This window comes from Candidatus Eisenbacteria bacterium (assembly GCA_013140805.1).
GTDB lineage: Bacteria > Eisenbacteria > RBG-16-71-46 > RBG-16-71-46 > RBG-16-71-46 > JABFRW01.
In genome coordinates this window covers 16,924-29,432 of the sequence record JABFRW010000052.1, presented here as the reverse complement: position 1 = coordinate 29,432, position 12,509 = coordinate 16,924, and the positions used below count along the sequence as shown (strand labels likewise).

The window sequence follows — 12,509 nt, the reverse complement described above, 5'->3', positions numbered from 1 at the left end:
ATCACAGCTCGGCATTCGGTTCACGGTGGTCGCGCGCCGGGTGGGGCACGAGCACTGGTTCGGGAACGCGCGCGAGGCGTCGCTCGGCCTCCTCGGGCGTGGCCCGCAGCAGGCCGCGAGCTCCGAAGTCTTCGAGCGCGAAGCTCGCCGAGACGAGCCCGCGCGCGACCGATGCTGCGCGGCTTCGCGCCCGCACGCGGCCGGCGAGGTAACCCGCGGTAAAGGCATCGCCCGCGCCGGTCGAGTCGACGACGTGGCGGGCCCACGCACGCCAATCGCAGCGCTCGGCCGCCGACGCCCCGCGCGGAGCGAAAAGCACGCCGCCGCGTTCGCCCATCCGAAACAACAAATCGAGCGATCGGAACGCTCGAAGTTCCTCGATCAACGCGTCGGGTCGCTCGAGCACGCCGGGGATGCGGACCTCATCGAGTCCGAGCGAAAGCACCTGGAGCGTTGCCGCGAGCGCACGCCACTCATCGAATCGATCGGGCGTGATCGCCTCGTGCGGATCGAGGCTCAACGCAGGACGGGCGTCAGTTGCCGCCAGCCGCGAGAGGATCTCGACCTGGGCATTGAACGGCATGGGCGCGATGTGGATGCATGCGGCCGACCGAAACGGACTCGGAATCTCGGAGACTTCCGGCGAGGCGGCGAGGTGTGTGGCTGCGCCGGGTCGATGCTCGACGCCTCGACCGGCCGGCCCGTAGCGAAGCCAGGCGCGCAGGCCCGGGCCCTCGATCGAGTGCAGGCCCGACAGGTCGACGCCTCGCGACTCGAGCTCTGCGAGCGTCGCGGCCGGATAGTCGTTGCCGACACGGCTCACCACTCCGACCCGCACGCGCCAGAGGGCGGCCGCGAGTGCTGCGTAGAGCACCGCTCCGCCGGGTTCGGCTTCGAGCGTGCGCCCGTCTTCGAATACCAGGTCGTCGATCAGCAGATTGCCAACGATGACGAGTTCGGGCGATCCGGGCGGCACGCGAAGCGGGAACCCTGGCTCCGCAGACCGTGTCGTGACTTCGAAGCTCACCGCAGCTCGGCGAAGGCGGCCGCGAGCCGTGCGATGCGATCGGGATCGCACGGTGCGTCCCAGCGGCCGTCTCGCTTCGCCCACGAACCCACGATCAGCGCATGCGCCGCTCGATAGCGCGACACGTTGTCCGCCGTGACCCCGGAGCCGACCAGCACCGGCAGATCCACGGCGCGGACCACCGACTCGACTTCGGTCGCATCGGTCTCACGCCCGGTCGCTGCGCCGGTCACGATCACGCCGTCCGCGAGTGCGAACTCGGCGGCGCGCGCGGTCTCGACCAGGTCCACGTCGATCGTCACTGCGTGGGAGGAGTGCTTCTTCTTGATGTCCGCGAACACCCTCACGCCCCCGGCGCCGATCGCATTGCGGTAGCGCAGCAGGGCTCCCGCGTCGGCCTCGATCAGCCCTTCATCGGCGACGTGCGCGAACACGAAACCCTCGACGCGGACGAACGAAGCATCGCTGGCGAGCGCGACCGCGAGCGCTTCACGATTGGCTCCCGCCAGCACCTGCACTCCAAGCGGAATCGGCACCGAGCGGCGCACGGCACTCGCCACCACGGTCATGGCCGCCGTGATCTCGGGACCCACATCACGCGCGAGATAGGGCCGGTCGTGCATGTTTTCGACCATCACCGCGTTGAAACCGGCCGAGTGGTAGAGCCTCGCCTCTTCGACCGCGCGCTCAGTGATAACTGGCAGCAAATCGGTCGCGCGCGGCGTTCCTGGCAATGCTCCGACGTGCACCATGCCGATCAGTGCACGCGGCACGCCGAAGCACGCCTGCATCGTTTGGGTGGCTCGGGGAGTGGCGTTCGGCATGCGGCGCTCGTCGGGTCGGAAGCCCGGTCGTGAACTGCGAAATGACGCGATTCGCGTGCTAGGATCGCGCTCGCACCCTATCAGAAAGCCGTCGCCGAACGACCCGTCCTCCGCACCCGTGGTCTCACCGTTCGCGTGCTCGAGCTTTCGTCCGAGGAACGTCCGACATGCCCGCTCGTTTTTCGAGTCCGCTTCCGAGCTGGATCGCGCTGACACTCGCGGCCGGCCTCGCGATTTCCATCGCTGCGCCTCGCGGCTTCGCAGCGCCGCTCGCGACCACGAAGGCGGCGCCGCGGCCGACCTCGGTGCCGAAGCATGGCGCGCTGGCCGCCGCGGTTCCGTTCATCGACGACGATCTTGCGCGCGCGCTCTCGCTGGCAAAGCAGCGAAAGGCTCCCGTGTTCGTCGAGGCGTGGGCGCCGTGGTGTCACACCTGCCGCTCGATGCGGGCCTACGTGTTCACCGATCCCACGCTCGCACGCCACGCCGAGCGCTTCGTGTGGCTCAGCGTGGACGCCGAGAACTCGGTCAACGCCGAGGTTCGCAAGCGCTATCCGTTGCCGGCGCTGCCGAGCTACTACGTGATCGATCCGAACACCGAGAAGGTCACGATGCGGATGGTCGGCAGCATGACCGTGACGCAGCTCCATCACTTCCTCGACCAGGCGATCGTGTCCTGGACCCAGCACGGCGAGGCCTCGCCGGCCGACCGCGCGCTCGCCCGCGCCGACTCGCTCTACGGCGAGGGGCAGGACTCGCTGGCCGCGGAGGCGTATCGCGGCGCGATCGCGCTGGCGCCCGCGAACTGGCCCAGCTACTCGCGCGCGATCGACGCGCTGCTGTTCGCGCTCTCGAACACGAATCAGAATCAGGCGGTGGTGGACGTGGCCGGCGTGGCGTGGACGCGGCTCGAGGGCCAGTCGACTTCGGCGAATGTCGCGGCCTACGGCCTGTCCTCGGCGGTTGCGCTGCCGGACTCGAACCCCGAGAAGCAGCGCTCCGTCGCGCACTTCGAACGCGCGGTGCGCAGCATCCTCGCGGACTCGAAGCTCGACCTTGCGGGCGACGATCGCAGCGGTGTCTACATCTCGCTGCTCGACGCGCTGCAGGAACGCGGAGACTCGACCGCCGCACATCAGGTCGCGATCGAGTGGTCGGCGTTTCTCGACGGCGCGGCGGCGAAGGCGAAGACGCCGGACGCGCGTGCGGTCTTCGACTCGCACCGACTCTCGGCGTATCTGGAACTCGGCACGCCCGAGAAGGCCGTGCCGATGCTGGAGGCCTCGGAGCGCGATCTGCCCCAGGACTACAATCCGCCGGCGCGGCTCGCCACCGCACTTCGTGCGATGAAACGATATGACACGGCGCTGGCGGCCTCCGACCGCGCCATGGCGCTCGCCTACGGTCCGCGGCGCTTCCTGTTGTGGCGCACTCGAATCGGCATTCTCACCGATCGCGGTGACCCGGCGGACACGCGCAGCGCACTCGCGCAGGCGATTTCGGAGGCCGAGTCGATGCCCGAAAGCCAGCGCTCGACCCGTACCATCGACGGTTTCAAGAAGCAGCTCGCCGAATTGAAATAGTTGCACCGAGAAATCTTTGGTTCTGACTTGAGTCCATGTGAGGCGACTCTCTACACTCCTCAGCCTGACTCGGCATGGAGTGCGCGGGTCGCCTCCCTTTTTCATCCAGATCCGCGCCCGGAGCCCCGTTCGTGACCTCGACTTGGCCACGCTTCACGCCGTGCTGTGCCCTCACGTTGCTGCTCGGCCTGTGGTGCGTCACGCCCGGCCGCTCGCGCGCGAGCGTGCCGGCGGATTTCAGCGAAACGGTGCTGACCTCGAGCCTCCAGACGCCCACCTGCATGGCGATGGCACCCGACGGTCGCATCTTCATCGGTCAACAAGGTGGCGCGATTCGCGTGGTCAAGAACGGTGCGTTGCTGCCCACCGCGTTCACCACGCTTTCGGTGATGACACCCGGCGAGCAGGGGTTGCTCGGGCTCGCATTCGATCCCGCGTTCACCACCAACGGTCATGTGTACGCCTGCTACACCACGCCGTCGTCGTTCAATCGCATCACGCGCTTCACCGCCAACGGTGACGTCGCGCTGGTCGGCAGTGCGGTCAACCTGTTCGACCTCGATCAGAACCTCTCCGACTTCCACGTCGGCGGCGCGATTCGCTTCGGCGCCGACAGCATGCTGTACATCGCAATGGGCGAGAACGCCTCGAGCAACGAGGCGCAGAACCTCACCAGCCTGCGCGGCAAGATTTCGCGCATCCGACGCGACGGCACGATTCCGACCGACAATCCGTTCTATGCCCAGACCACCGGCAAGAATCGCGCGATCTGGGCGCGCGGCTTTCGCAATCCGTTCACGTTCGCGGTGCAGCCAGGTACCGGCCGCATGTTCGTCAACGACGTGGGTCAGGATGCGTTCGAAGAGATCAACGATCTCGCGCCGGGCTCGAATTATGGCTGGCCGAGCGTCGAGGGCCCGGGCGGCGCTCCGACCTACGTGCCGCCGCTGCACGCCTACAACCACTCGAACGGCTGCGCGATCGTGGGCGGCGCATTCTTCGATCCCGACACCACGCGGTGGCCGCCGCAGTGGCGCGGCCGCTACTTCTTCAGCGACCTGTGCGCCGAGGAGATCCGCTGGATCAATCCGGCCTCGCCGGCGACTTCTCAGGTGCTGGGGATCACGCTCGCGATCAATCCGGTCGGCGTGGCGCTCGGAGTCGACGGCAACCTCTACTACATCGCGCGCGGTGACGGCAGCAACACCGGCGTGCTGGTGAAGATCGCCTACACCGCGAGCTTCGCGCCTTCGATCGGGCTCCATCCGCAGAGCGTCAGCATCGCGACCGGCGATTCGGCCGAGTTCACGGTCACCGCCAACGGCACGCCTCCGCTGGCGTATCAGTGGCTGCGAGGCAACGCGCCGATCGGCGCCGCGAACACACCGCGTTACGTGCTCCGCGACGCGGTCAAGGCCGACAGCGGCGCCACGTTTCGCTGTATCGTGAGCAACGCGACCGGCGCCGACACCAGCGACGCCGCGATCCTGTCGGTGATCGGATCGCAGTCACCGCTGGCCTCGATCGTCACGCCGCCCGAGGGCGCGCGCTTTCGAGGCGGCACCACGCTCGAGTTCTCGGGAACCGCGAGCGATCCGGAGGACGGCACGCTGCCGCCCGCGGCGTATACGTGGTGGATCGATCTGCATCACGACCAGCACCTGCACCCGGGGCTGCCCGAGACCTCGGGGCTCGCGAGCGGCAGCTACGGCATCGCGGCGCGCAATCACATCGAGAACAACATCTGGCTGCGGGTGAACCTGCGGGTCGTCGATTCCCAGGGACTCACCACCACGGTGTATCGCGATGTGTTGCCCGACACCACGGTGCTCACGTTGCAGACCGATCCACCCGGCATCCCGCTGGTACTGGATGGCGGACTCATTCCGACGCCGCTCGCGTTCACGAGCACCATCGGCGTATTGCGCTCGTTCGGAGCACCCGGCGTGCAGACCGCCAACGGCAAGGTGTGGCTGTTCGCAGGCTGGTCCGACGCAACGGCCGACACCCACGATGTCGCCACACCCGCGACTCCGACCGCCTATGTCGCGCGCTACGTTTCATCGCCCGAGGACACCATCCTCGCGCTCGACTGGAGCGGCGACTACACCCACACGGGCGACGCTCTGTTGCGCGAATTCAACACGCCCGCCGAACTGCAGGTGCAGCTCGAAGGCGGCGCCACCGGCGCACGCTGGTCGATTCCATTCAGCGACGTCCTGCCGCTGATGACGGCCGCCGCGGACACGCTCGGTGTGAACGGCCGCTTCTACGGCGGACTCCTGATGGAGAGCTACTTCGGCTTCTTCGCCTATCACGAGGCCGAAGTGTGGGATCGCGGCGCGCTCGACGCGCTGCACTCGGGTGGCCCGACCGGCACCATCGGCTGGGACCTGCGCTACTGGAAGAAGGAAGACTTCCGAGTCGGCGCCCACGCTCCGCGCGTGGCCTTCGGTCCTTCGAGCACGCTCGAACTGCTCGACTACTCGGGCAGCTTCGCCACTCCCAGTCTCAATTCCGGCCAGCTGCGATTCGTGGTGCGGGACGGCACGCAGTTCTGGGTCTCCGAAGACTTCGCGGGTCCGGCCGCCAGCGCGACCGCCGACTTCGTGATGACGAATCCGGACGCGCGTCGCTGGGCCCTCTACTCGCCCTCGCCACCCAAGAACTTCAAGTTCGATCTGCCCGCAGCCGCATTCGTTCCGCACGTCTTCGAAGACGTCACCGCGATCGGTTATCTGCACTCGAACGACAATCTGACCAAGCCGCCCGGCAGCGCGCGCTGCGGCGTCACGGTCTCGGCCGTTCGCGCACGCGTGCGCTTGTCCGCCGCGACCGCGGTCGAACCGGGAATCGAACTGCCGGCGCGGGACGAGCTCGAACTCGCCGTGGCTCCCAATCCGCTCGGCTCGCGTGCCGCCTTCGGTTTCGCACTGTCGAAGGCGTCGCGCATCCGCCTGAACGTGTTCGACGTGAGCGGACGACTGGTAGCCAGAGTGATCGACGAGCCGCGTTCGGCGGGACTGCAGCGCGTGAACTGGGATGCGAGCCGCGTCGGCGCCGGCGTCTACGTCGCGGTGCTCGAGTGCGATGGCCGCCGTGCCGCGCGCCGCTTCGCGGTGGTTCGCTAGCTCGAGGCGCGCACCGCCGCCTGGGCCGCCCGCTGCGTCACCGCGACGCCGGTGAGCACCAGCGCGACGCTCAACCAGAACGAGGGTGCGAGCGCCTCGTGCAGCAGCCACCACGCCATACCTGCGGCGACCAGCGGCTGCAGATTCGCGAACACCGCGACCCCCGCGGGCGAGAGCTGCTTCACGCCCCAGTACCACAGGATGAAGTTGATGCCGGCGACGAACCACGCCAGGTAGACGAGCCCCGCCCATGCCACCATCGACACGGTGCGCGGATCGAAGCCGCCCCAGAACAGCAATCCGAACGGCGCGAACGCGATCGTGCCGTAGAGCACCGCGCGCGCTGCGGTGCCGACCGCGCCATAGCTCGCGGTCAGTCCGCGGCCGAGTGCCGTGTACCAGGCCCACGCGAACACCGCGATCAGGATGAGCAGGTCACCGCGCAGCGCGTGCCACTCGAACGACAACCCGCGCTCGAGCAGCAGCACCAGGACCCCCGCAAACGCGAGCCCGGCGCCGACCCACGCGAGCGGAGAGGGAAGCCGCCGCGACTGAATGCTGGTGATCACCAGCACCGCCGCGGGAGTGAGCGCGTAGAGAAGCGCGCCGTGCGCCGCCTTGGTCCACTGGATTCCGAAGATGAAGAGTCCGGCGTTGATCGGCACCACCAGAATGCCGGCGAGCCACAGCCGCTTACGATCGGCCGGTGCGATCGTTTGTCGGTCGCCCGAAACGCGTAGCGCGACCGCCATGAACGCCGCCGCCAGCGCGAAGCGCATCAGCGTGAACGGCATCGCAGGAATCTCGGCGACGGTGCGCTTGAAGATCGGGTACGAACTGCCCGCGATCAGCGCGGAACACACCATGCCGGCGTAGACGAGCGAGCGAGCGGGGCGCCGGCTCACGAACGAGTCACTTCCCCCACCAGCCGTCGACCGCACGGATCACTTCGGGCAGATTCGCGACCGGTTCCGGGTAGCCGCGCTTCCAGGTGGCGTCGATTCCGAGCGGCCCGCGACACGTGAGCCACGCACCTCGCGTCTCGGCATGAGCGGGCACCACGTCGCGGGCACAGTCGAAGCGCGTGAACCAGCCCCACAGGAAGATCGCGTCGTCGTCGAGGTCGACATCGCCGCTCACCGCCACGATGAATCGCACCGCCGCGTATTCGGGGCGCCGCACCAGCGCTTCCACGACTGCGCGCCCGGGGGTCGCCGGCACGGTGTCGTTCCCGGCGGGCTCCGACGAATCGCCCGCGCGCTCGGCAGCTTCGATCTCCCAGGTCGCGGCGTCACCACCGATGGCGCCCGCCACCTGTACCGCGAGAATGCCGCTCCACTTGAGGCGCCACGCCGTGATGCCGTCCGCGAATGCGCGCGGATCCGGCACCTCGAGCGGCGGGTCGAGCGGCGCGACGGCGGCGACGCGCCCGCTCGATCCTCCGGCGCGGGCCGCCGCACCGCCGGGTGACGACTGGGCGTCGAGCACCATCTTGCTGCCGAGGTTCATGCGGTAGCTCGTGAAGTCGAGCGTGTCGAGCGGCACACCGGGGATCAGCATGAAGTCTTCGGTCGCGTCGAAGTTGCGCGCCAGCGCTTCGAACACCGCGCGTCGATCGCGAGGATTCACGTCGCCATCGACCAGCACGATGCACTTGGTGAGCGAGAGCTGGCCGGTGCCCATCAAGCCCAGGGCGGTCTTGCGTGCTTCGCGCGCGAAGCGATTGCTCACCGCCACCACCAGCAGGTTGTGGAAGCCGGCTTCGAAGTAGGCCCACAGATCCACCACTTCGGGGTGGATCACCTTGAGCACGCCGAGGAACATGTCCTGGATCGCCTCGCCCATCCACAGATCTTCTTGCGGTGGCTTGCCGACCACGCTGGCCTGGAACACCGGACGCGCGCGGTGCGTGATCTCGCGAACGTGAAAGACCGGGAACGGCGCCGACTGCGAGTAGTGCCCGAAGTGATCGCCGAACGGGCCCTCGGTGCGGCGCTCACCGGCCGGCACCACGCCTTCGATCACGAACTCGGCATCCGCCGGCACCAGCATGTCCATGGTGCGGGCGCGCGTGAGTCGCGTGGGCGATCCGCGCAGGAATCCCGCGAACGCGAGTTCGTCGATGCCCTCGGGCAGCGGCGAGACCGCCGCGAGCAGAGTCGCCGGGTCGGCGCCCACCGCGACCGCCACGCCGAGCGGGAGACCGCGCGACTCGGCGGTGTGAAAGTGGAAGCCGCCGCCCTTGCCGATCTGCCAGTGCATGCCGCTGGTCTTCGCGTCGTACACGTGCATGCGATAGATCCCGAGATTGCGCTTGTGAGTGTCGGGATCCTCCGTGAACACGAGCGGAAACGTGACGAAACGCCCGCCGTCGCGAGGCCACAGCTTGAGCAGCGGCAAATCGTCGAAGGTCACGCCGCGCGCATCGTGCACCGGGGCGACGCCGATCGTCCGCGGGCGCGAGGCGAGGAGTCGCGGCACACTGCCGCGCAGCTTCCACAGATCCGAGATCCGCCGTGGCGGCAGCGCGTGGAAAATCTCTTCGATTTCGGCGCCGACGCTCTTCGCGGTGCGGCCGAGCGCCCACTCGATGCGTCGCGTGGCCGCGAGCACGTTGACCGCGAGCGGGAAGCGCGCGCCGCGCACCTTCTCGAACAGCAGCGCGGGGCCCTGTGCCCTGGCCTCGCGGCACGCGATCTCGGTGACTTCATGCGCGAAGTCCACCTCGCGCGTCACGCGCTTGAGGTCGCCGTGGTGATCGAGATGGTCGAGGAAGTCGGTGAGGGAGCGGAAGGGAGCCACGTTACTCGAGCGCCTCTTCGCGCCAGCCGGGGCCTGCGCCTTCGCCGAGCAGCGCGAGCAGCTTGTGGCTGAAGCCGCCGACCAGCTGATCGAGATCACGCGGGTTCGCGTACCAGGGCGGCGAAACCGGCATGATCACTACGCCCTCTCGCGACAGCTTGAGACACGCCTCGAGCGCGATCGAGGACAGCGGAGTCTCGCGCACGCACAGCACCATGCGCATGCGTTCCTTGAGCGCTACGGCTGCGGCGCGCGTGATGAGCGTGTCCGCGATGCCCGCGGCGATCTTCGCGAGCGTCGAGACGCTGCACGGCACGATCACGTAAGCGTCATAGCGATTGCTGCCGGAGCTGAACGGTGCCGCCAGGTCGCTGTCGAGGAACAACTTCTTCGCGTGCGCTTCGAGGTCCGACGCCTTGAGCCCGGTCTCGGACTGCAACACCTGTCGCGCCCAGTCGCTCATGACGAGGAACTTCTCGCCCGGGCAGCGCTTGAGAAAGTCCACGCCATAGACACTGCCCGAGGCGCCGGTCATGCCGATCAGGTAGCGCTTCATCAAAATCCTCCGGCCGCGCGCGCAACCAGCACGGTCGCGAGCACCGCGGCGCCGACCCATACGTTGACCTTGAAGAACGCCAGGTCCACGTCCTCCGCCCAGCGCTGCTCAAGCCACAGCAGCACGCCGCTGAGCGTGAGGAGTACCACGACCGCGAAGAACGCCCACGCGGGCGGGTCGCCGACACTCGCGAGCACCGATCCTGCGACGCCCAGCAGACACAGGAACGCGATGCCGTGCAGGGCCACCGAGACCCGCAGGGCGGGGTCGCGGCCGAGCCACGTCACCATCGAGCGCACCCGGTGCAGGCGGTCGAAGTCCTCGTCGAGCGTCGCGTAGATGATGTCGAAGCCCGACACCCACGCCAGCGCGAAACCGGCCAGCCACAGCGCGGTGCGCGACATCTCGAGATCGGGATGCGCGGCTGCGAAGCCTGCCAGAGGCGCGAGTGCCAGTGCGGCACCGACCCCGAAGTGGCAGAGCGGCGTGAACCGCTTGAGATACGGGTAGATCGTGAACACCGCGAGCGGCACCCACGAAACGCGCAGGTACCAGGGCCCCAGCGCACGACATGCGATCAGATACGCCACACCACTCGCCGCCAGCAGCCCCCAGGCTTCGAGTGCTTTCATGGTTCCGGCGGGCAGTTCGCGCGATCGGGTGCGCGGGTTCAGGGCATCGAGCCGCCGATCCACGATGCGATTGATCGCCATCGCGGCGGTGCGGGCACCGACGGCCGCGAGCGCGATCCAGCCCCAGCGGGCGGCGGCAAGCGCCGGGCCCGCGACGCTGAAGATGCCGGCGAGCACCAGCGGCAGAGAAAACAGCGTGTGCTCGAAGCGCACGAACGACGCGTAGGTGCGGACGCGTTCGAATGGGTTCGCGCTCGGGGAGGCGGAGGACATGGGCCGACGAGGATAGCGAACGTCGCGGGAGCCGGCGAACCGGAGGACATGGGCGCGCGGATGCGCGCGGCACCGCGAACTAGGCGGCGCGAGCGTCCGGGTCGCGCGGCACGCGGATCGAGGGCGGTGCGGGCTTGCGTGCGGCGCGCGCGATCAGACCCTCGAGTGCGGCGGTGTCGTCGCGCGTGAGCAGAACGAACTGGATTCCCACGTACACCGCCTCGCTCGACTGGGAGTCGAGCCAGCGCACCCGGCCTGCCAGCTCCACTCGGCCACTTGTGGGTCCGAGCTCGAGTCGCAGGGTTTCGTCCTCGAGAATCCTCACCAGCGAGAGCACGGCGTCGCGCGGGATCTTGATGCCGACTCCGGTGGTCGACAGATTCACCACTTCGCACTCGAGCCGCACACCGGTCGCCTGGCCGAGGCCCAGCAGCTGCACGGTTCCCTGGTACGAGACGCCGGTACGCCGGCGGTTCCTGCGGTCGCTGGGTTTGCCTTCGGAGCCGGCGGAGGAAGTCCGCGGATCGATCGGCGTGGGCAGCTCGATTTCGCGTGCCCCGTGGGTCGGGTCGCCTGGGCTGTCTGCGGCCGGCGTGCTCGGACGTGTCAGCCGCGGCACCCGCGGAATCTCTCCCGCACCGTTCGTCATGTCCGCAGGGCTCACGAGATCGAGGGTCGGCAGGCCCATGTCGTCGTGCGAGCGATTGCTTTCGCCGGAGCCGTTCGCGGTCCCGTCGAGCGACACTTCGCCAAACTCGAGCCACTCGCCGGCGTCGCGGCCCTCATCCGGTGCGCGCGACTCGGGTGCGATATGAAGCTGGCGCGGCGCATCGGTGTCGGGACTCGGAGGTGCGAAGCGCCGGTCGTCGAGATCGCCGCGACTGCGCGGTCGCGCGGGGAGATGCGCGCGCTCGTCGTGAACGATCTCGGGACTCGTCGCCGCACCGGAGTCGAGCACTCCCGGATCGCGTTCGGCGAGTTCCGCCATCAGGTCAGGCTCGATGACGAGGCATTCGCACGGCGTATCGGCCGCGATGCGCAGCATGGTCCCGACGGGATTCGAGGCGCCCGGAAACAGAACGTCACCCTCGCGGCAGTGCGCGATCGCGGTGGCGTTGTCGTCTGGATGGCGAAGATCCCAGCGCAACGCACCCCACAGCACCACCCACTGTCGCGGGCGGTCCACCCCCTCGAAGCGCCACGTCAGATCGAAGCGCTCGAGCCGCATGCCGGCGGCAGCGTGGGCGAACAGATCCTCGGGCAGACGCAGGAAATGGATCGGGCGCACGCCTCCGCGCGGTCCATCGCCGAAAGCGGTCAGGCTCTGAGGCCCGAGCAGTCGGAACCAGCGCTGCAGCGCGACCAGTCGCGCTGTCGACTGCGCGCCACCCTCGATCTCGCTGATGCGCCGCTGCGCCGCGATCGCACGGAACACGTCTCCGCGCGAGACCGAAGCGGTCAGGAGCTTCTCGTACTGCACCTGCGCAGCATTGCTCTGACCGAGTTCGCTCAGGAGCGTCGCCAGGACGTGACGCGGCGCAAGCGCGAACGGATCGTGATCCACCTGCATGCGCAGGCGTTTCACGGCCTCGTGTCGGTCGCCGGCCCTCAACGGTTCGAGGATGGGCTTCCAGTAGTCGGGTAGTTCGAGTTCCACGGCCATGCTCCGGGGACCTGGCGC

At 68.5% G+C, this 12,509-nt stretch carries 9 protein-coding genes; 2 read left to right on the top strand and 7 right to left on the bottom strand.

The window, feature by feature from the left end; translation table 11 throughout:
* Window position 1 precedes the first annotated feature (1 nt).
* Both HOP12_04855 and HOP12_04850 read right to left on the bottom strand, forming a co-directional pair.
* Window positions 2–1,027, bottom strand: coding sequence for a carbohydrate kinase family protein (locus HOP12_04855; protein NOT33484.1), 1,026 nt, complete (start codon window positions 1,025–1,027; stop codon window positions 2–4).
* A complete protein-coding gene (locus tag HOP12_04850; GenBank protein NOT33483.1) occupies window positions 1,024–1,800 on the bottom strand; it encodes a BtpA/SgcQ family protein in 777 nt (258 codons plus the stop codon). Before HOP12_04850 ends, HOP12_04855 begins: the two co-directional genes overlap by 4 nt.
* A 218-nt stretch (window positions 1,801–2,018) precedes the next feature.
* Here HOP12_04850 and HOP12_04845 point away from each other — a divergent pair, with 218 nt between their 5' ends.
* Window positions 2,019–3,434, top strand: a complete 1,416-nt coding sequence (locus HOP12_04845; GenBank protein ID NOT33482.1) for a DUF255 domain-containing protein — start codon at window positions 2,019–2,021, stop codon at window positions 3,432–3,434.
* Between the two features lie 131 nt (window positions 3,435–3,565).
* Entirely contained in the window at window positions 3,566–6,565 is a 3,000-nt protein-coding gene (locus HOP12_04840) for a hypothetical protein (protein NOT33481.1), read from the top strand.
* On the opposite strand, the gene HOP12_04835 is transcribed toward HOP12_04840, so the two are convergent.
* From HOP12_04835 to HOP12_04815, 5 genes are all read right to left on the bottom strand, one after another.
* Window positions 6,562–7,470: a DMT family transporter gene (locus HOP12_04835; protein NOT33480.1), complete on the bottom strand. Its 909-nt coding sequence runs from the start codon at window positions 7,468–7,470 to the stop codon at window positions 6,562–6,564. The two genes, HOP12_04840 and HOP12_04835, sit on opposite strands and share 4 nt — an antisense overlap.
* 7 nt (window positions 7,471–7,477) lie before the next feature.
* Window positions 7,478–9,367 carry a UbiD family decarboxylase gene (locus tag HOP12_04830; GenBank protein ID NOT33479.1) on the bottom strand — a complete coding sequence of 630 codons (1,890 nt, stop codon included), beginning with the start codon at window positions 9,365–9,367 and terminating at the stop codon, window positions 7,478–7,480.
* Window position 9,368: 1 nt separating this feature from the next.
* Window positions 9,369–9,923, bottom strand: a complete 555-nt coding sequence (locus HOP12_04825) for a UbiX family flavin prenyltransferase (GenBank protein ID NOT33478.1) — start codon at window positions 9,921–9,923, stop codon at window positions 9,369–9,371.
* A complete protein-coding gene (locus HOP12_04820; GenBank protein ID NOT33477.1) occupies window positions 9,923–10,828 on the bottom strand; it encodes a 4-hydroxybenzoate octaprenyltransferase in 906 nt (301 codons plus the stop codon). The genes HOP12_04825 and HOP12_04820 overlap by 1 nt, the downstream gene beginning before the upstream one ends.
* Before the next feature lie 79 nt (window positions 10,829–10,907).
* Complete coding sequence (locus HOP12_04815; GenBank protein ID NOT33476.1) at window positions 10,908–12,485, bottom strand: PilZ domain-containing protein; 1,578 nt, start codon at window positions 12,483–12,485, stop codon at window positions 10,908–10,910.
* Between the last annotated feature and the right edge of the window lie 24 nt (window positions 12,486–12,509).

What these genes read in the sequence shown, in the direction of transcription:
- HOP12_04845 (NOT33482.1), top strand. Translation starts at nt 2,019, where the DNA reads ATGCCCGCTCGTTTTTCGAGTCCGCTTCCGAGCTGGATCGCGCTGACA.
- HOP12_04825 (NOT33478.1), bottom strand. Translation starts at nt 9,923, where the DNA reads ATGAAGCGCTACCTGATCGGCATGACCGGCGCCTCGGGCAGTGTCTAT.
- HOP12_04820 (NOT33477.1), bottom strand. Translation starts at nt 10,828, where the DNA reads ATGTCCTCCGCCTCCCCGAGCGCGAACCCATTCGAACGCGTCCGCACC.